Origin of the sequence: Mycolicibacterium diernhoferi (genome assembly GCF_019456655.1) — a bacterium.
GTDB lineage: Bacteria > Actinomycetota > Actinomycetes > Mycobacteriales > Mycobacteriaceae > Mycobacterium > Mycobacterium diernhoferi.
The window spans coordinates 375,094-394,453 of the sequence record NZ_CP080332.1; the positions used below are offsets into that span (position 1 = coordinate 375,094).

General features: G+C 68.7%; 19 protein-coding genes and 1 pseudogene. 14 read left to right on the plus strand and 6 right to left on the minus strand.

Annotation, left to right across the window (positions count from 1 at the left end; translation table 11 throughout):
- Positions 1–110 precede the first annotated feature (110 nt).
- On the plus strand, positions 111–1,940 hold the full coding sequence (locus K0O62_RS01770) for a phosphoenolpyruvate carboxykinase (GTP) (RefSeq protein ID WP_073855409.1): 1,830 nt from the start codon (positions 111–113) through the stop codon (positions 1,938–1,940).
- Positions 1,941–2,090: 150 nt separating this feature from the next.
- Positions 2,091–3,041 carry an SDR family NAD(P)-dependent oxidoreductase gene (locus K0O62_RS01775; protein ID WP_073855410.1) on the plus strand — a complete coding sequence of 317 codons (951 nt, stop codon included), beginning with the start codon at positions 2,091–2,093 and terminating at the stop codon, positions 3,039–3,041.
- 2 nt (positions 3,042–3,043) lie between these two features.
- Here K0O62_RS01775 and K0O62_RS01780 read toward each other — a convergent pair whose 3' ends face one another.
- From K0O62_RS01780 to K0O62_RS01785, 3 genes are all read right to left on the minus strand, one after another.
- Positions 3,044–3,475, minus strand: a complete 432-nt coding sequence (locus K0O62_RS01780) for an SRPBCC family protein (protein ID WP_073855411.1) — start codon at positions 3,473–3,475, stop codon at positions 3,044–3,046.
- Positions 3,472–3,606 carry a hypothetical protein gene (locus tag K0O62_RS28845; protein ID WP_264002248.1) on the minus strand — a complete coding sequence of 45 codons (135 nt, stop codon included), beginning with the start codon at positions 3,604–3,606 and terminating at the stop codon, positions 3,472–3,474. Before K0O62_RS28845 ends, K0O62_RS01780 begins: the two co-directional genes overlap by 4 nt.
- A 114-nt stretch (positions 3,607–3,720) precedes the next feature.
- Complete coding sequence (locus tag K0O62_RS01785) at positions 3,721–4,482, minus strand: hypothetical protein (protein ID WP_073855412.1); 762 nt, start codon at positions 4,480–4,482, stop codon at positions 3,721–3,723.
- 284 nt (positions 4,483–4,766) lie between these two features.
- On the opposite strand from K0O62_RS01785, the gene fadD4 reads away from it, so the two are divergent.
- Together fadD4 and K0O62_RS01795 are read left to right on the plus strand one after the other, a co-directional pair.
- Positions 4,767–6,320 (plus strand): fatty-acid--CoA ligase FadD4, encoded by a 1,554-nt coding sequence (gene fadD4, locus K0O62_RS01790; RefSeq protein ID WP_073855413.1) that lies wholly within the window; start codon positions 4,767–4,769, stop codon positions 6,318–6,320.
- A complete protein-coding gene (locus K0O62_RS01795; RefSeq protein ID WP_073855414.1) occupies positions 6,317–7,219 on the plus strand; it encodes an enoyl-CoA hydratase/isomerase family protein in 903 nt (300 codons plus the stop codon). Before fadD4 ends, K0O62_RS01795 begins: the two co-directional genes overlap by 4 nt.
- On the opposite strand, the gene K0O62_RS01800 is transcribed toward K0O62_RS01795, so the two are convergent.
- Positions 7,197–7,907, minus strand: coding sequence for an SDR family oxidoreductase (locus K0O62_RS01800; protein WP_073855415.1), 711 nt, complete (start codon positions 7,905–7,907; stop codon positions 7,197–7,199). The two genes, K0O62_RS01795 and K0O62_RS01800, sit on opposite strands and share 23 nt — an antisense overlap.
- Positions 7,908–7,993: 86 nt before the next feature.
- On the opposite strand from K0O62_RS01800, the pseudogene K0O62_RS01805 reads away from it, so the two are divergent.
- From K0O62_RS01805 to K0O62_RS01830, 6 genes and pseudogenes are all read left to right on the plus strand, one after another.
- A pseudogene (locus K0O62_RS01805) lies at positions 7,994–8,813 on the plus strand (helix-turn-helix transcriptional regulator).
- 44 nt (positions 8,814–8,857) lie between these two features.
- A complete protein-coding gene (locus K0O62_RS01810) occupies positions 8,858–10,132 on the plus strand; it encodes an MFS transporter (protein ID WP_073855416.1) in 1,275 nt (424 codons plus the stop codon).
- On the plus strand, positions 10,065–10,430 hold the full coding sequence (locus K0O62_RS01815) for an ArsR/SmtB family transcription factor (protein WP_073855417.1): 366 nt from the start codon (positions 10,065–10,067) through the stop codon (positions 10,428–10,430). Before K0O62_RS01810 ends, K0O62_RS01815 begins: the two co-directional genes overlap by 68 nt.
- Before the next feature lie 86 nt (positions 10,431–10,516).
- Entirely contained in the window at positions 10,517–11,428 is a 912-nt protein-coding gene (locus K0O62_RS01820) for a hotdog family protein (protein ID WP_234800035.1), read from the plus strand.
- Between the two features lie 19 nt (positions 11,429–11,447).
- Positions 11,448–12,566, plus strand: a complete 1,119-nt coding sequence (locus K0O62_RS01825; RefSeq protein ID WP_073855419.1) for a CoA transferase — start codon at positions 11,448–11,450, stop codon at positions 12,564–12,566.
- Complete coding sequence (locus K0O62_RS01830) at positions 12,560–13,867, plus strand: amidohydrolase family protein (protein WP_073855420.1); 1,308 nt, start codon at positions 12,560–12,562, stop codon at positions 13,865–13,867. The genes K0O62_RS01825 and K0O62_RS01830 overlap by 7 nt, the downstream gene beginning before the upstream one ends.
- Here K0O62_RS01830 and K0O62_RS01835 read toward each other — a convergent pair.
- Positions 13,864–14,004, minus strand: coding sequence for a hypothetical protein (locus tag K0O62_RS01835; protein ID WP_165636955.1), 141 nt, complete (start codon positions 14,002–14,004; stop codon positions 13,864–13,866). The genes K0O62_RS01830 and K0O62_RS01835 overlap by 4 nt on opposite strands.
- Positions 14,005–14,387: 383 nt before the next feature.
- Between K0O62_RS01835 and K0O62_RS01840 the strand changes: the two genes are divergently transcribed.
- On the plus strand, positions 14,388–14,774 hold the full coding sequence (locus tag K0O62_RS01840; RefSeq protein ID WP_073855421.1) for a heme-binding protein: 387 nt from the start codon (positions 14,388–14,390) through the stop codon (positions 14,772–14,774).
- Here K0O62_RS01840 and K0O62_RS01845 read toward each other — a convergent pair.
- Positions 14,761–15,729, minus strand: a complete 969-nt coding sequence (locus tag K0O62_RS01845) for an alpha/beta hydrolase (RefSeq protein WP_234800018.1) — start codon at positions 15,727–15,729, stop codon at positions 14,761–14,763. The two genes, K0O62_RS01840 and K0O62_RS01845, sit on opposite strands and share 14 nt — an antisense overlap.
- A 155-nt stretch (positions 15,730–15,884) precedes the next feature.
- Here K0O62_RS01845 and K0O62_RS01850 point away from each other — a divergent pair, with 155 nt between their 5' ends.
- The 3 genes from K0O62_RS01850 (at position 15,885) to K0O62_RS01860 (ending at position 19,357) form a co-directional block, all read left to right on the plus strand.
- Positions 15,885–17,108: an alpha/beta hydrolase gene (locus tag K0O62_RS01850; protein WP_073855422.1), complete on the plus strand. Its 1,224-nt coding sequence runs from the start codon at positions 15,885–15,887 to the stop codon at positions 17,106–17,108.
- A gap of 88 nt (positions 17,109–17,196) precedes the next feature.
- The gene (locus tag K0O62_RS01855; protein ID WP_276035711.1) at positions 17,197–18,552 is read left to right on the plus strand and encodes a WS/DGAT/MGAT family O-acyltransferase; all 1,356 of its coding nucleotides are present in this window, start codon (positions 17,197–17,199) and stop codon (positions 18,550–18,552) included.
- Between the two features lie 43 nt (positions 18,553–18,595).
- Positions 18,596–19,357, plus strand: a complete 762-nt coding sequence (locus K0O62_RS01860; RefSeq protein WP_131817383.1) for a hypothetical protein — start codon at positions 18,596–18,598, stop codon at positions 19,355–19,357.
- Positions 19,358–19,360 lie beyond the last annotated feature (3 nt).

A 19,360-nucleotide genomic window follows, 5' to 3' on the forward strand; every position in this document is an offset into this window, starting at 1 on the left:
GACATTATCCCGATTCCCCAACCCAATGTGACCCGCGTTAACCTCTTATTAGGGACGATCGTGACCAGCCGGTTATCGGCGCGCTCACGGAAACTACGCAGGAGACTTTGATGACCTCAGCGACCATTCCCGGTCTGGAAACCGCACCGACGACGCATCAGGGGCTGCTTGCCTGGGTCCGCGAGGTCGCGGAGCTGACACAGCCCGACCGGGTCGCGTGGGCCGATGGTTCCGAGGAGGAGTACGAGCGCCTCGCCGCGCAACTGGTCGAGGCCGGTACGTTCCAGAAACTGAATGACGAGAAGCAGCCGAACTCCTATTTGGCGCTGTCCGATCCGTCCGACGTGGCGCGCGTCGAGTCCCGGACCTACATCTGCTCCGAGCGTGAGGTCGACGCCGGCCCCACCAACAACTGGATGGACCCCGCCGAGATGCGCGGGATCATGACCGACCTGTACCGCGGCAGCATGCGCGGCCGCACCCTGTGGGTGGTGCCGTTCTGCATGGGCCCGCTGGACGCCGAGGACCCGAAACTGGGCGTCGAGCTCACCGACTCGGAGTACGTCGTCGTCTCCATGCGCACCATGACCCGGATGGGCCAGGCCGCGCTGGACAAGATCGGCGAGGACGGCTTCTTCGTCAAGGCGCTGCACTCGATCGGTGCGCCGCTGGAGCCCGGACAAAAAGATGTGCCGTGGCCGTGCAACGACACCAAGTACATCACCCACTTCCCGGAGACCCGCGAAATCTGGAGCTACGGCTCGGGTTACGGCGGCAACGCGCTGCTGGGCAAGAAGTGCTACTCGCTGCGCATCGCCTCGGCCATGGCCCACGACGAGGGCTGGCTCGCCGAGCACATGCTGATCGTCAAGCTGATCTCCCCGGAGAACAAGGCCTACTTCATCGCCGCGGCCTTCCCGTCGGCCTGCGGTAAGACCAACCTCGCCATGCTGCAGCCCACCATCCCCGGCTGGCGCGCCGAGACCGTCGGCGACGACATCGCCTGGATGCGGTTCGGCAAGGACGGCCAGCTCTACGCGGTGAACCCGGAGTTCGGTTTCTTCGGCGTCGCGCCGGGCACCAACTGGGATTCCAACCCCAACGCCATGAAGACCATCGCCGGTGGCAACACCGTGTTCACCAACGTCGCCAAGACCGACGACGGCGACGTGTGGTGGGAAGGCCTGGAGGGCGAGCCCGACCACCTGATCGACTGGAAGGGTCAGGACTGGGTCCTGCGCGAGACGGAAACCAAGGCCGCGCACCCGAACTCGCGTTACTGCACCCCGATCTCGCAGTGCCCGACGCTGGCGCCGGAATGGGACGACCCGCAGGGTGTGCCGATCTCGGCGATCCTGTTCGGCGGCCGCCGCAAGACCACCGTCCCGCTGATCACCGAGGCTCGCGACTGGCAGCACGGCGTGTTCATCGGCGCCACCCTGGGCTCCGAGCAGACCGCCGCCGCCGAAGGCAAGGTCGGCACCGTGCGCCGCGACCCGATGGCCATGCTGCCGTTCCTCGGCTACAACGTCGGTGACTACTTCCAGCACTGGATCAACATCGGCAAGCAGGCCGACGAGTCCAAGCTGCCGAAGGTGTTCTTCGTCAACTGGTTCCGCCGCGGCGACGACGGCCGGTTCCTGTGGCCCGGATTCGGCGAGAACAGCCGCGTGCTGAAGTGGGCCATCGAGCGCATCGAGCACAAGGCCGACGGCCGCAGCACCCCGATCGGCATCGTCCCGACCGCCGCCGATCTGGACCTGCAGGGCCTGAACGTGGACCCGGCCGACGTCGACGAGGCGCTGGCCGTGAACGCCGATGAGTGGCGTGCCGAGCTCCCGCTGATCGAGGAGTGGTTCGAGTTCGTCGGCGAGAAGCTGCCGACCGGCATCAAGGACGAGTTCGACGCCCTCAAGACGCGCCTGGCCGAAGAGGCCTGACCCTCGCGACAGACACCGATGGCCCCGAAATCCCCGGATTTCGGGGCCATCGGTGTTCTCCCGCCAACGGGCGGTACCCCGGCTCGGCAACCAAACCGGTGGAGCCTTCGCTCCGAATAACCGGTAAACGGCCGACGGGAGTTGCTGGCAATGTTTCCTACCGTGCTCGACGAGGTGCTGGACCGCACGATCGTCGGCGGATACACCCGACTGGGTTCTGCGGTGCGCCGGCGATTCTGGTCGCCACCTGCCCCCGATGCCCTGACCGGGTCCACCATCCTGGTGACCGGCGCCAACTCGGGAATCGGTAAGGCCATCGCCGCCGGTGTCGCGGGCCTGGGCGCCACCGTGTTGATGGCGGTGCGGGACCGGGCCCGCGGGGAAGCGGCGCGGGCGGACATCCTCGACGCGGTGCCGGGTGCATGTGTGCAGATCGAACGCTCCGACGTGTCGGATCTGGCCGACGTGCGCGCGTTCGCCGCCGACCTGTTGCCCCGGGTGCCCGCGTTGGACGCGGTCATCCACAACGCCGGGGTCATGCCGCCGCAGCGCACCACAACCGAAGAGGGACACGAACTTTCGCTGGCCACCCACGTGCTGGGGCCGGTGCTGCTGACCGAACTGCTGCTGCCGGCGCTGGATGCGGCAACAGATCCCCGGGTGGTGCTGATGTCCTCGGGCGGCATGTACACCCAGGGGTTGCCCGTCGGCGACATCGAGTACCGGACCGGGGAGTACCGCGGCGCGATCGCCTACGCCCGCAGTAAACGGATCCAGGTCGCGCTGACACCGCTGCTGGCGCACCGTTGGGCCGTGCAGTCGGTGACGGTCGCCGCGATGCACCCGGGATGGGCCGATACGCCCGGAGTCGCGACCTCGCTGCCGGGGTTCCGGCGACTGACCGGACCGCTGCTGCGCACCGCAGCGGACGCCGCCGACACCGCCGTGTGGCTGACGGCGGTCTCGCCGACGCCGCCGTCGGGCAGGTTCTGGCATGACCGGGCCGTCCGGCCGGTGCACTACCTGCCGAGCACCCGATACAGCGAGGCCGAACTGCAGACGGTGTGGCAGTACTGCCTGGCCGCCGTCGGGTTGGTGTGAACTCAGATCTTCGCGAGTTCGCGCTGCAGGCCTTCCACACCCTTGTCCATCAGACTGTTGACCGGGATGCGCAGCAGCGGTTCGCCCAGTCGCAGCCAGCCCTGGAACGCGAATTCGATGCGGTAGGTGACCAGCGAGCCGCCCTCGTGCGGGCGGACGGTGATGGTGTCATGCGCGACAAGCGAATCATTCTCTCCGCGAAGCTGAATGGATCGCCCGGGCGTCACCCCGATCACCTCGTACTCGAGGTCGCTGGTGCGTCCGGCGAAGCGTGAGGTGTTCGCGTAACGGGTGCCGACACCGCCGTCCCCGGTGATGCGCGTGGTGCGTACCGTGCCGGGTTCCCACTGCTCGGTGGTGGTGAAGTCGGCGAGATAGGCGAACACGTCCGCCGGTGTCGCCGGCGTGACGACCTCGCGCTCCATCTCGATCATCTGCTCTCCTCCTTGATGAGCTGACGGGTCTCGTCTCCGGGACCGTCGAAGGCCTTGGCCCGTTGTTCGCCCGCTTCGCTGCCGGAGAACAGACCGGGTTCGTCGGCCCCGAGTTCGAGCTCCTCAGGCATAAGTGCTTCCGGGTCGGGGTCGGATGGGTGCGTCATGGCACGCCGGGATGGCTACCCGGCGTGCCCGCGCATCAATCCCGTCCCGCGGAAAAGTTCGTCACAACCCCGGGTGCGCTACCGCCCGGGCAGCGCCCTGACCGCCTTGGCGAACCGCAGAAACCGGCTGCCGGCGTGCACGTCCTTGTAATGCAGGACGACGGTCACCCGTCGCGTCCCGGGCGCGCACGGCAGGGTGGCGTGATAGGAGCGGTAACCCCAGAACAGGTAGGCGTTCCCCGGCGTCATCGCCACGACCTCGGTGTCCACGCCCCAGCGCGCCCGCCGCTGGAACCGGCGCCGGTAGCCATCGCTCTGCCGGATGAACTTCTCCAGCACGTTGGTCAGCACCCACCTGCGGTAAGGGCGGTGATTCGGGAAGAGCACCAGTTCGCCGGACCGGCCGGGAGCGGCGTCGGGCACGTCGACCGGAAGGACGACGGTCAGCACGCTGGCGTCGTAGTGCAGCCACAGGGGACGCCGGTGGGGGGCTGGGCCGCTGACGGCCCGCAGCGCGCAGTCGAACTGCCGGTCGGCCGGATCGGCGTCCGGGCAGGCCAACCGGGCGATCGATTCGGCCAGTTCCCCGAGCGCGGGGTCGGATGTGAGTTCGCGGATGAATCCCAGCTGTGCGGCGCCGGCGCCTTCGATCATGATGTCGTGCCGGTCGGCCGGCAGAGTGGCGGCGTAACTGCGCACCCGGTCGATCCACCCCTCGTCCACCGCATCGGGTAGGCACGCACATCCGGCGACGTCGATCTCGGCGACAAGATCGGGCACCGATCCGGCGAACCCGGTGGAGGGGCGGGCGCTGATGCGGGGTGCGGCGTCGATGTCCATGCACATTCCTGGTCGAAGAGTCGTCCGTCGGTTGAGGCAAGTTAACACCATGATTAGCCAAGATCGCTACAGCAATGTCCATAACCCTGGTAGATACGACGTTGAACTGTACAAAACATGCGCTACATCAATTGGTGGCGACGACTATGCCCATAGCCAGCGACGGGCGCTGCGGTGAAATGTTCAACCGGGCGCGAGGTCCGTCCGGGCAAACAGTTGACGGATGTCAAGTTTTTCGCGGCTTGGCTGCCGGGACAGCGGTGCGGCATCGTAAAGTCGCATTCATGCAGATCCGTGAAACGGCCATTGCCACCCCTGACAAGCCCGCCGTCGTCGTCCACCCCAGCGGCGCGGTGGTGACCTTCGGTGAGATGGAGGCGCGGGCCAATCAGCTGGCGCACTACTTCCGCAACAACGGCTTGGTCGAGGGCGACGTCGTCGCGATCCTGATCGAGAACAACGAGCACTTCCACACCGTGTCCTACGCGGCGCGACGGTCCGGCCTGTACTACGTGCCGATCAACACCCACCTCACCGCCGCCGAGGCCGCCTACATCGTCGACAACAGCGAGGCCAAGGCCATCGTCGGCACCGCGGCGCTCAAGGATCTCTGCGCCGGGCTGGCCGAGCATCTGCCCAACGGGCTGCCGCAGATCCTGCTGTACATCACCGGCGGGCAGGAGCGCAGCGACTCGGGGGATGACGCTGAGCTGGAGGGCTGGGCCAAGTACCCGGACGTCGTCGCGGACCTGCCGACCACCCCGATTGCCGACGAACTCGACGGCGACCTGCTGCAGTACTCCTCGGGTACCACCGGACGCCCCAAGGGCATCAAGCGCGAGCTGCCGCACCTGCCGCCCTCGGAGGTGCCCGGCATGATGGCCATGCTCGTCGAGTACTGGATGGGCCCGGACGCCGTCTACCTCAGCCCCGCCCCGCTGTACCACACCGCGCCGTCGGTGTGGTCGATGCAGGCGCTGGCCGGCGGACTCACCGTCGTGGTGCTGGAGAAGTTCGATCCCGAGGTCGCCCTGGAGGCCATCCAGAAGCACCGGGTCACCCATGGCCAGTTCGTCCCGGTGATGTTCACCCGGATGCTGAAACTCCCCGAGGCCGCGCGCACCGCGTACGACGTGTCCAGCCTCAAGCGGGTCATGCACGCGGCCGCGCCGTGTCCGGTGGAAATCAAGATGCAGATGATCGACTGGTGGGGCCCGATCGTCGACGAGTACTACGCCTCCTCCGAGGCCATCGGTGCGACGCTGATCAGCGCCGAGGAGTGGCTGACCCATCCGGGCTCGGTGGGCAAGGCAATGACCGGCGTGGTGCACATCCTGGACGAGGACGGCAACGAGCTGCCGCCGAACCAGGCCGGTGAGGTGTTCTTCGAGGGCGGCCAGGACTTCGAGTACCTCAACGACGACGAGAAGACCGCCAAGTCGCGAAATACCAAGGGCTGGAAGACCGTCGGCGACATCGGGTATGTGGACGAGGAAGGCTACCTGTACCTGACCGACCGTCGGCACCACATGATCATCTCCGGCGGGGTCAACATCTACCCGCAGGAGGCCGAGAACATTCTGGTAACCCATCCGAAGGTGATGGACGCCGCGGTGTTCGGCATCCCCGACGAGGAGATGGGGCAGAAGGTCAAGGGCGTGGTGCAGACCGTAGATCCGGCCGATGCCACCGACGAGTTCGCCGATGAGCTGCTGACCTGGCTGCGCGACAAGCTGTCGCACTACAAGTGCCCGCGCTCGATCTCCTTCGAGGCGCAGCTACCTCGCACCGACACCGGCAAGCTCTTCAAGCAGGAGCTGATCAAGAAGTACTCGTGACACTCCTCGACCTGCCCGGCGGGATCATCGTCGGCATCGGAACCCCGGTCGAGCGTGCGACGTTCACGCTGACCGAAACCGCATGCGGCGACCGCCGGGCGGTCACCGTCACCTCGGTCGAGGAAACCGTGGCGCGGCTGGAACAGCGCTGCGCGATCTGGCCGCAGTCCGCCGCGGTGTGCGATGACGTGCTGCGCGCATTCGAGCCTGCGGCAACGACATTCAGTGGGGTGATCACCGAGTCGCTGGCCTATTCGACGCTGCAGTCCGGCCCCGAGTTCGCCCGATGGCTGGCCGAACGCGGTCCGGCCACCGTGCCGCCTCTGCCGGATCCGGTGCAGGTCCACCGCGACGGGGACACCCTGCATGTGAGATTCAACCGCGTCCAGCGGCACAACGCGTTCTCGACGGATGCCCGGGCGGCGCTGTTGGAGGCCCTCGAGATCGCCCGGCTGGACCCGTCGGTGGACGAGGTTGTCCTCGGTGGGAACGGCCGATCCTTCTGCAGCGGAGGAGATCTCGCCGAATTCGGATCATTCGTCGACCCGTCCGGCGCTCATCTGGCGCGTACCCGGCACAGTCCCGCGCTGGTGCTCGACGAGCTGACCGCCCGGTTGGGGCCGCGTTGTCGGGCCCACGTGCACGGCCAGGTGCTGGGCAGCGGTCTGGAGATGGCCGCGTACTGCGGCCGGGTGAGTTGTGATCCGGCCGCGGTTCTGGGGCTGCCCGAACTCGCGCTGGGGCTGATCCCCGGCGCCGGCGGCACGGTGAGCATCACCCGGCGGATCGGCCGTTGGCGCACCGCATATCTCGTGCTGTCCGGCCAGACCATCGATGCCACGACGGCGCTGTCCTGGGGGCTGGTGGACGAAATCGTCAGCGCTGGCGGGCCGGTCTGACGATCACCTCGTTGACGTCGACCTCGGGTGATTCGTCGAGGGCGTAGCTGACGGCCCGGGCGATGGCGTCCGGCGGGATCGAGTCGGCGCGGTAGGTGCGCATCGCCTCGGCGGCGGCCGGATCGGTGATCGATTCGGCCAGTTCGGATTCCACGACGCCGGGGGAGATGGTCGTCACCCGGATCCCGGGATCCAGCTCCTGGCGCAACCCCTCGGTGATGGCCCAGGCGGCGTATTTGGTCGCGCAGTACACCGCGCCCGTCGGTACCACCTGGTGCGCGCCGATCGAGGCGACGGTGACGAAATGTCCGGTGCCCTGTCGCTGGAAGTGCGGCAGGGCCGCCGCGATCCCGTGCAGCAACCCGCGGACGTTGACGTCGATCATGGCGTCCCATTCGTCGACCAGGAGCGCGTCCATCCGGGACAGCGGCATCACCCCGGCGTTGTTGACGATCGCATCGATGCGGCCGTGCGTCGATACCGCCCAGTCGGCGAACGAGGCGAACTCGGCACGGTCGGTCACGTCGAGGGTGCGGACGTCGATGAAGGCGTCGGCCAGTGCGGCGAGCCGGTCTGCCCGGCGGGCCCCGGCGACGACCTGGTGGCCGTGCGCGGCCAACCGGGTGGCGACTGCCGCACCGATCCCGCTGGTGGCGCCGGTGACGAGGACGATCTTCTGTTCGGTCATGACACCAGCGTGGGGGCCCGCCCGGGCGGGCTGCCAGGGTGCGCTGCACCCAGGCGGCCGGCCACGGCTGCACCTACTGTGGCGGTATGGCCGGCGAATTGGGGCAGTATCTGCGCAGCAGGCGACCGGGCCCTGGTCAGTCCCGGGGACGCGGGTCTGATCAGCATCGGGCAGCGCCGGGTCCCCGGTCTGCGGCGCGAGGAAGTGGCTCAGCTGGCAGGGGTCAGCGTGGACTACTACGTCCGGCTGGAACAGGGCCGGGAACGCTCCCCGTCTGCGCAGGTGTGCGACGCACTCGCGGCGGCCCTGTGCATCGACGAGGAGGGGCGTGCGCACCTGTTCCGGATGGCGGGGCTGGCGCCGCGTGCGCGCCGGACCGGAGCCACCGACCGGGTGGATCCGGCACTGCTGCAGTTGATGGCCGCGTGGCCGGACAACCCGGCGGTGGTCTACAACCGGGCCTACGACGTGCTGGCCGCCAATCCCATCGCCGAGGCGCTGTTCGGTGATTTCGGCGCCCGCGGAAACCTGCTGGCGCTGGTGTTCTCCGAGCCGCGGGCTCGCCAGTTCTATGTCGACTGGCCGTCGATCGCCGCGAACTCGGTCGCCGGATTGCGCCGCAACCACGGCGAAGCGCCGGGTGACCCACGGGTCACGGCGATCCTCACCGAACTGCTGAACACCAGCGCGGAGTTCGCCGAGCTCTGGGGACAGCACGACGTGCGCGGAAAGTCATTGGCCGTCAAGACCTTCCGGCATCCGGATGTCGGTGAGCTGACGCTGAGCATGCAAACCTTCGCGGTCCGGTCCACGCCCGGTCAGGAGCTCGTGGTGTATCAGGCCGAGCCGGGATCGCCGAGCGCGGATGCGGTGCGACTGCTGGGCAGCCTGGCAGCCACCCGCTGACACTACATGTGCGCAACTGCGCACATGTAGTGCATACTGGCCGGGTGTCCGGAACCGTCGCTGTCGCCGCGTTGCGTCAGCCGGTGTTCCGCCGCCTGTTCGCGGCGCAGGTGGTGGCACTGGCCGGGACCGGGTTGCTCACGGTCGCACTGGGTCTGCTGGCCTTCGACCTCGCCGGCAGCGCGGCCGGCGCGGTGCTGGGCACCGTCCTGGCGATCAAGATGCTGGCCTACGTCTTCATCGCGCCGTTGATGTCGACCCTCACGGATCGCCTACCGCGCAGGACCGTTCTGATCGGGGCCGACCTGACCCGAGCCGGGGTCGCGGTCCTGCTTCCGTTCATCGGCGAAATCTGGCAGATCCTGGTGCTGGTGTTCATCCTGCAGGCGGCATCGGCGACGTTCACCCCGGCCTTTCAGTCGGTGATACCCGCCGTGCTGCCCGATGAACGGACCTACACCCGGGGTCTGGCGTTGTCCCGGCTGGCCTATGACCTCGAGGCGATGGCCAGCCCGGTGCTGGCGGCCGCCCTGCTGACGGTCATGTCCTACAACAGTCTGTTCGTCGGGACCGTCGCCGGGTTCATCGCCTCGGCGCTGCTGGTCCGCGGCACGCAGATACCTTCCGTCGGCACCGACCGCTCGCCCTGGCGCCGGCGGCTGTGGTCGGGGATGCGGGTGATGCTGACCGACAACGACTTACGGGCCCTGACTGCGATGAACCTGACGGTCGCCGCGGCGACCGGGCTGGTGATGGTGAACACCGTCGTCTATGTCCGGGGCATGCTGGGCGGGGGCGATGTCGCGGTCGCGATGGTCCTGGCCTGCTACGGCGCCGGGTCGATGGCGGCGGCCCTGACGGTGCCGAGGCTGCTCGAGCGATTCGCAGACCGCGTGATCATGCTGGCCGGGGCGAGCGCCGCAGCGGCCGGCCTGCTCGTGGTCGTGGCCGCCCTCGTGGTGTTCCCGCTGAGTTGGAGCACGCTGGTGGGGACCTGGGTGCTGCTGGGTGCGGCGACCTCCCTGGTCAACACCCCGGCCGGACGGCTGCTGCGCACGGCCAGCACCGACGCCAACCGGACCGCGGTGTTCACCGCCCAGTTCTCGCTCTCCCACGCCGGGTTCCTGCTGACCTATCCGGTCGCCGGTTGGGTCGGTGCGACCGTCAACCAGGGGCTTGCCGCGGCGATTCTCGCTATCCTCTCTTCATTCGCGGCGATCGCTGCGGCATGGATCGTGGTGCGGGGGGCCGGTGACAAGGCAAGACGACCGACCCCAGCCCGCACCCAGCCTCGTTCACGACAGCTCACCCGACCGTGACCGGCTGGACGCGGCCAGCGAGACGTTCCGCATGCTGGCCGACCCGATCCGGCTGCACCTGCTCTGGCTGCTGACCCAGGGGGAAGCCGATGTCAGCACGCTGGCCGAAGCGACCGGCGGCTCCCGCACCTCGGTCAGCCAGCACCTGGCGAAATTGCGGTTCGCCCGACTGGTGGACACCCGCAGAGACGGCCGCCGGGTCGTCTACCGACTGCGCGACGGCCACCTGGGCCGACTCGTCCAGGAGGGGCTCAACCACGCCGATCATCGGGTGACCGGCGAGCCACCGCACGCGTGAAACTAAAGTCTGGCGATGTGACCAGACCCGGCGGGCCCTTCTTCGACGACCTGCAGGTGGGCGACGTGTTCGACACCGCTCCCGCGATGACCCTGACCTCCGGCGCCGCCGCGACGCACCAGAGCATCATCGGTGACCGGCTGCGGTTGGCGCTCGACACCGAACTGTCCCGGGCCGTCACCGGTACCGACGGCCCGCTCGCACACCCCGCCCTGGTGTGCGATGTGGCGATCGGCCAGTCGACGCTGGTCACCCAGCGGGTCAAGGCCAACCTGTTCTACCGGGGACTGAGCTTTCACCGCTTCCCGGTCATCGGGGACACCCTGGCCACCCGCACCGAGGTGGTCGGGCTGCGACAGAACTCGGCCAAACCGGGTCGGGCCGCCACCGGTCTTGCGGCGCTGCGGATGACCACGGTCGACCAGGCCGGCCGGGCGGTGCTGGACTTCTACCGGTGTGCCATGCTGCCGCTGTCCGGCGACGATGTGCAGACCGGGCACGCCGACGATCTGGCCGCGATCGGCGCCGACCAGCAGCCCCCCGCGGACCCGACCGCCGGCTGGGACGCGGCGGCATACACCGGGGCGCGATTCGATCCCGCGCTGGTCGGGACCGTACTGCACAGCACCGCCGATGTGGTGTCCAACGCCCCCGAATTGGCCCGGCTGTCGCTGAACATCGCCGCCACCCACCACGACCGGCGGGTCGGCGGACAACGGCTGGTCTACGGCGGGCACACCATCGGCCTGGCGTTGGCGCAGGCCGGCCGACTGCTGCCGAACCTGGCCACGGTGCTGGGCTGGCAGTCCTGCGACCACACCGGTCCGGTGCACGAGGACGACACGCTCTACAGCGAGTTGCACATCGAGGCCGCCGAACCCGCGGCCGCCGGCACCCGGCTGCGGCTGCGGTCGCTGGTGTACGCCGCCCAACCGGATCAGGCCGCGGACCAGGATCGCCCGGTGCTGGATTGGCGCTTCACCGCGCTGCATTTCTGATCCCGGGCAAGATGGCCCTGTGAGCAGTCCTGCGAGCGCGGTCGGTGTCCCGGACGCCGTGAGCGTGCGCGCCCAGGCGGTGGCCGACGGCTTCACCGCGCGCACCGGGGTGCCCGTCGACGCGTCCACGCTGCTCACCGGCCGGTCGGCGATGCTGGGGCTGAGCCCTCGGGGCCGGATCTCGGCCGGGGGAGCGACCCGGTTGATGCGGGCCGCCGACACCTGGTGCGCCGTCACCCTCTCGCGACCCGACGATATCGCCGCGGTGCCGGCGGTGATCGAGGCCGACACGATCACCGACGATCCGTGGCCGCACCTGCAGCGTTGGGTGGGCGCGCGACCGGCCGCCGCGGTGGTGGAAAGGGCAGGGCTGCTGGGCATTCCGGCCGCCGCGCTCGCCGAGACGAGCGCGAGCCCGCCGGTGACCCGGGTGCTGGGGCCGCGGGCACAGCACGCCGGCCGCCTGCTGGTGGCCGATATGTCCTCGATGTGGGCGGGCCCGCTGTGCGGGCAGCTGTTGCACCGCGCGGGCGCCACGGTGATCAAGGTGGAGAGCGGCCGGCGCCCGGATGGCACCCGCCGGGGGCCGGCGGCCTTCTACGACTGGATGAATCGCGGAAAGCTCTCGTATGCCGTGGAATTCGACGATCACGAAGCGATGCTCCGGCTGCTTTCGGTGGCCGACGTGGTGATCGAAGGGTCGCGGCCGGCCGCGCTGACCCGGCGCGGACTCGGGCCTGCGGATATCCCCCCGCGCGCAGGCCGGGTCTGGGTGCGCATCACCGGCTACGGCACCCACGGCGACGCGGGGACCCGGGTGGCCTTCGGTGATGACGCCGCCGTGGCCGGCGGACTGGTCGAATACCACTCCGATGGGCCGGTTTTCGTCGGCGATGCGATCGCCGATCCACTGACCGGTTTACACGCCGCGGCGGCGGTGGCCGACGCGCTGGCGCGCGGCGGCGGGGAGCTCATCGAGCTGTCGATGGCGGCCACGGCCGCCGGCTATGCGGGGTTTTCCGGCGGCGCAGTGCCCGAACCCAGCGAGCCGGAACCGGGACCACCGGCGTCGCCACTCGGTGCCGACGCCGCCGCGGTACAGGCATTGCTCGACGAAAGGCACACGTTCTCATGTTGATCCGACGGGCGATGCTGCTCGACGGCCGGTCGGTGGATATCCGGACCGGCGCCCAGATCACCGAGGTGGCATCCGATCTGGAACCCCAACCAGAGGAGTCGGTGCTGGACGCGGCGGGCGGCACTGTCATCCCGGGCCTGCACGATCACCACGTGCACGTGCACTCCGCCGCGGCGGCCGCGGACTCGCTGCGGGTCGGTGTCGCGGAGGTCGGTGACCGTGACGATCTCGCGCGGGCGCTGGCCGGGGCACAGGTCGGTGCGGACGGCTGGATCCGTGCGGTGGGCTATCACGAGTCGGTGGCCGGACCGCTGGATCGGCACCGGCTGGACACGCTGGCGCCGTCGGTGCCGGTACGGATCCAGCATCGCAGCGGAATCCTGTGGACCCTGAACTCGGCGGGCCTGGCAGCTGTCGGGCTGGCCGACCACCCGGACGGCAGGCTGCGCAGCGCCGACCGGACCTGGTCGGATGCGCTGGCGCGCCGTGCCACCGCGCTCGACGAGCTCAGTAACCGGCTGTCGGGCTACGGTGTCACCGGATTGACCGATGCCACACCGAATCTCGACATCGCTGACATCGTGAAGCTGGAAGAGGCGCACCGGCAAGGTGGTCTGCAGCAGCGGGTGCACCACCTGGCACCCGGTAAGCGCATCCTGCACGACGAGAGCCTCGATCTCGACGAGCTCATCGACTGGACGGTGCGCCGGCACCGCGACAACGCGCCGGTGGCGGTGCACTGTGTGACCGCGGCTCAGCTGGTGATCACGATTGCCGCGCTGCGCGCGGCGGGCACTCATCCCGACGATCGGATCGAGCACGCCGCGGTGGTCCCCGACGATTGCGTCGCCGAGATCGCCGCCCTCGGCGTCACGGTGGTGACCCAGCCGAACTTCGTCGCCGAGCGCGGCGACCAGTACCTGACCGACGTCCCGGCCGACGAACACCCTCAGTTGTGGCGGCTGGCGTCGCTGCTCGACGCCGGCATACCGGTGGCTCTGTCGACCGACATGCCGTTCGGCGAGGGGGACCCGTGGGCCGCGATGCGCGCGGCGGTCCATCGCCGCACACCGGGCGGCGCCGTGCTGGGGGCGGCCGAGCGTGTGGATGCACGGACCGCGCTCGACCTGTTCCTGGGCACCGCGACACAGCCCGCGGTCCCACGCACCGTGGCCGAGGGACAGCCCGGTGACCTGTGTGTACTCGAGGTGACGCCGGAACGGTTGCTGCGCGACCTGGACGGCCGCGCCGTCGTGGCCACCGTCATCGACGGGCAGGTCGCCTACCGCAGGACCGCTTAGTCCGGGGGTTCGGACCCGGGCTCCGGCTTGTCCACATCCGGCGTCCTGGCATCGACGTCGGATTCGTCGGCGACCCTGCTACGGGAGTCATCGCCCGAGTCGTCATCATCGACATACACGCCCTTACCGCGAGGCATCGGCTCCCCTTTCTGAAGTTGTGACCGACTACCGCGCCGTCTACCCGCAGTGCTGACGTGCGAAACATGAGGCTTGTGGTCGCTGAGCCGATAACAATCAGGTCACAGTGCAGATCACGATCATCTAAGGATTTGCCGACCGGCTTAAGAATCGGGCGCGAATCTTCAGAGGATCGGCATGCCGGCCGCCCGAATCGGACCCGAATGCGACACACCTCACCCGTCAGGGCTGTAACGCTGCCATCGTGTTCCGATGCCTCGCCGCCGGCGGTCCGCGGCACGAACGAGGCACGCGTACCGTGAATTTCGGGTCTGGGAAGTAAGCCGGTGATGTCTAGGACAAGGCTCACAACAGTACGAAATCGAAGGACACCATTCTCATCATGAAAACCAACATCAAGAACATTCGTCGGGCTTCGGCAGGTGTGTTGCTCGGTGCGGCCTCGGCCGCGCTGATCGCGGCGCCGAGCGCGTCGGCCACCCCGAACTGCAACCCCGATGCGGTCGCGGGCACCGTCAGTTCGGTGACCGGCGCGGCCGGCGCGTACCTCAACGCCCACCCGGGTGCCAACCAGGTGCTGCAGGCCGCCCGCACGCAGCCGCGCGCCGAGGCCGCGGCCGACATCCGGGCGTACTTCACCGCCAACTCGCAGGAGTACTACGAGCTGCGCGGCATTCTGGCGCCCATCGGGGAAACCCAGCAGCAGTGCAACGTCAGCCTGCTGTCACCCGAATTGGCTTCCGCCTACTCGGAGTTCATGGCCGGCTAGCAGTATCCGGGCGCCCGTCGTCCGCGTGCCCATCGCGCGCGGGCGACGGGACCGGCCCGGCGGTGAACACCCGCCGCAGCATGGCGCACTGACTATCGAAAAACGACCGCGCCACAGCGGATTTGGGCAGTGTCCGGTCGAAGCCATGGAACGCGCCCGCTATCACCTCCACCTCGCACGGCACGCCGGCGGCGCGTAGCCGTTCGGCATAGGCGAGGTCCTCGTCGTGGAACAGATCCAGGTCGCCCACCCCGATCCAGGCGGTGGGCAGGCCGCTAAGGTCCTCGCGGCGGGCCGGCACCGCCTCCTGCCGATCCGCATCACCCAGGTACGCAGACCAGCCGAAGCCGTTGCTGTCCTGCGTCCACAACCGGTGCCCCGGATGATCCAGATCCGGGCCCACGGTGCGGTCGTCGAGCATCGGATAGACCAACAGTTGTGCCGCGACGGGAATCTCCGCGCGATCGCGGGCCAGCAGTGCGAGCGCGGCGGCCAGTCCGCCACCGGCACTCGCCCCGCCGATCGCCACCCGCGCCGGATCCACCGACGGCAGGCCGGCCAGCCAGCCCAACGCCGCGTAACAGTCCTCCAGTCCGGACGGATAGGGGTGCTGCGGCGCGAGCCGGTAGTCGACCGAGGCCACCGTCACCCCGAGCGTGGCGGCGAACCGCCGGCACAGCGCATCGTCCTGAGCGGCGCTGCCGAGGACGTAACCGCCGCCGTGGATCCACAACAGGGCCGGTGCCGGGGTGTCCACGCCGGTCGGCCGGTAGAGCCGCACACCCACACCGGAACCCAGGGTGAGGACCTCGATGCCCGGCGGGGCCTTCCGGCGATCCATCACGGTGGTCATCCGCTGCATCAGAACGAGATTGACCGGGGAGACGATCTTGCGGGGAAGGAACCGGGCGATGCGGGAGAGGTCGGGGTGGAACGCGGTGGCGTTGTTCGGCACGGCTGCAGTATCGCCCAACCGGCAGGGTTACCGGATGCTTTTCGGGGGCGCAGCGCCCCGCCCGTCAGGAGTGACGCAGGTCACAATCTGGAGACGGTGAACAGATCCTTGAGAATGTCTGCTTAGGAATTGTGCTCCGCGGGTAGGCTCGCGCCATGACGGCACGACCGGACACCCGGTACCCCGGACCGACGCTGATGAGTCGCGCACGCTGGCTGCTGGAGGCAAACCACGCCGACCGGATGCTGGCGCTCTCGGTGGCCTCCGCCTCGCTGCCGGTGATCGGCAAGCAGCTCGAACCTCTCGGTGGGCTCGCCGCGATGGGAGTCTGGGGTTTTCGGCAGTTTCCCGAACTGTTCGCCTCGACGGCGAAGTCCTGGTTCGCGCCCGGTAACGGGGCTGTCCGGAAGGCCGAGCGCGCGCAGACCACGGATGTGGCAAAGGACGGGCTGCGTGGTGTGGTGCCCGCGGCCGAACTCGCCGGAGAGTGGCCGGCACCGGAACAGGTGCCGCCGTTGTGGAACACCATGGATTACCGCCGCAACGTGCACCGGACGTCGGTGCGCTACGGCGACCATCCGTTGCAGTTGCTGGACGTGTGGCGGCCGGCCGAGCTCCCGCGCGAGCCCGCCCCCGTGCTGCTGTTCGTGCCCGGCGGCGCATGGGTGCACGGCAGCCGGATCCTGCAGGGTTACGCGATGCTGTCCCATCTGGCCGAGCAGGGCTGGGTATGTCTGTCCATCGACTACCGCGTCGCGCCGCATCACCGGTGGCCGCGGCACATGACCGATGTGAAGGCGGCGATCGCCTGGGCGCGGGCCAATGTCGACAAGTTCGGCGGCGACCGCAATTTCGTGGCCCTGGCCGGCTGCTCGGCGGGTGGGCACCTGGCGGCCCTGGCCGGCCTGACCCCGAATGACCCGGAGTTGCAGGGCGATCTGCCCGAGGACGCGGACACCTCGGTGGACGCGGTGGTCGGCATCTACGGCCGTTACGACTGGGAAGACCGTTCGACCGTCGAGCGGGACCGGTTCGTCGACTTCCTGGAGCGCGTCGTCGTGGGCCGAAAGATCGACCGTCACCCGGAGATCTTCCGGCAGGCTTCCCCGATCGCCCGGGTGCACCGGGACGCGCCGCCGTTCCTGGTCATCCACGGCAGCGGGGACACTGTCATCCCGGTCGCACAGGCCCGTAGTTTCGTGGAGCGCCTGGAATCCGGTTCGGCCGGCCCGGTCAGCTATATCGAGTTCCCCGGGGCGGGACACGGCTTCGACATGACCGATGGTGCGCGTACCGGCGCGATGGCGAAGGCAATCGGATTGTTCCTCAACCAGATCCATCGAAACTCCTCGGTGGGCAAAGCCAAAGCGGTTATATAGACTCCTCCAACCACGGGAGGATTGGCCGGTGAAGAGGCTCAGCGGTTGGGATGCGTTTCTGCTGTACACGGAAGCGCCCAACGTGCACATGCACACCTTGAAGATTGCAGTCATCGACCTGCACGGGCTCGGCGACCGCACCTTCGGAATCGAGGAATTCCGAAATGTCCTGCACGGCAGGCTCCACAACCTAGATCCGTTCCGCTACCAACTGGTGGACATCCCATTCAAGTTCCACCACCCGATGTGGCGGGAGAACTGCGATGTCGACCTGGAGTACCACATCCGGCCGTGGCGGGTCGCCGCACCGGGCGGTCGCCGCGAACTCGACGAGGCCGTCGGCGAGATCGCCGGCACCCCGCTGGACCGCAGTCGCCCGCTGTGGGAGATGTACCTCGTCGAGGGTTTGGCCGACGACAAGATCGCCGTCGTCGGCAAGATCCACCACGCTCTGGCCGACGGGGTCGCCTCGGCGAATCTGCTGGCGCGCGGGATGGATCTGCAGGACGGACCGCAGCGCGACCGGGATTCCTATGCCACCGATCCCGCCCCCTCGCGCCCGGAGTTGGTGCGCACGGCATTCTGGGACCATCTACGCCAGATCGGCCGGGTTCCCGGACTGATGAAATACACGGCCGACGGCATGGGACGGGTGCGCCGCAGCACCCGTAAGTTCGGCCCCGAACTGACCCGCCCGTTCACTCCGCCGCCGAGCTTCATGAACCATGTGCTCACCCCGGAACGCCGGTTCGCGACGGCCTCACTCGCGCTGGCCGATGTGAAGACCACCGGGAAACAGTTGGGCGCCACCATCAATGACATGGTGCTGGCCATGTCCTCGGGTGCCCTGCGCAAGCTGCAGCTGCAGTACGAGGGGACGGCGGATCATCCGCTGCTCGCCTCGGTGCCGATGAGCTTCGACTTCTCCCCGGACCGGATTTCCGGCAACCGGTTCACCGGTGTGCTGATGGCGCTGCCGGTGGACGTGGACGATCCGCTGGAGCGGGTGAAGCGGGCCAGCGCCGCGGCATCGCTGGCCAAGGAGAGCAATCAGCTGATCGGGCCGGAACTGGTGGCCCGGTGGGCGTCTTACATACCGCCGGCCGCCGTCGAGGCGTTGTTCCGCCGGCTGTCGGACAAGGACGGCCAGAACAAGGTGCTCAATCTGAACATCTCCAATGTGCCCGGGCCGCGTGAGCAGGGCAGGGTCGGCGGCGCCACGGTGACCGAGATCTACTCGGTGGGGCCGCTGACCGCGGCCAGCGGCCTGAACATCACGGTCTGGAGCTACGTGGACCAACTCAACATCTCGGTGCTGTCCGACACCCATACGGTCGAGGACCCGCACGAGGTGACCGATGCGATGGTTTCCGAGCTGTGTGAGATCCGCCGTGCGGCAGGAATTTCGGAGGACCTCACGGTTCTGGAAACCGCCCGGGCGTGACAGGGTCCCCCCTGGTCGACCGGCATGCGTCAGAATGTCGTCCATGAGACTCGTGGGCGCGGTGGCAGCGGCGGTCGTGGTGGCCGGCTGCTCGTACGGCCCTGCTCCGAAGAACCCGTCCTCGACGAGTGCGGCGGCGACGGCCACCAGCGTGGCCGAGCAGAGTCCCGATACCGACTCGGCGGTGTCCATCTTTCCGAGCACCGGGCTGCTGGGGGCGCCGTTGACCGCCAAGGGTGCCACCATCACTCCGCGCGCCGAGAACCTGGCCGTGATGAAACAGAGCAACGGCGACGGTCTGGAACTGGGCATCGAGGTGTCCTTCACCGGTGTGACGACGATGATCGACGCGACCGGCCCGACCGGTGGCTTCCGGCTGCTCATCAGCGGTGGGGAGCAGATTCCCACAACGCGGCCCACGGTGATCGAGTCGCCGCCGCTGACGCCGCGGGTGCGCACCGACACCACCGGATGGGTGTTCTTCCACATCCAGCCCGGCATGCTGCCGACCCAGTTGCAGCTCACCGCCGCTCCCGCGGGCTACGGCCTGGAGCCCGCCCCGATCGCGATCTGGATCATGCCGGCGAAGCTGCCCGCGGTCGCCACGCCGGCACCGCCTCCACCCCCGCCGGGCGCCGAATCGGCCCCCGCCGCGCCGGCCGCCCCCGGTAACACCGGTGGGGGCAACGCTCCGCGCGGACCCCGCCTGCCGAAACTCCCGCCGCCGCCGAAGCTGCCGCCACCGCCCAAACTGCCGCAGCCGAGACTGCCGGCGGCTGTCTGTCAGCACACGACGTTCTGCTGACGG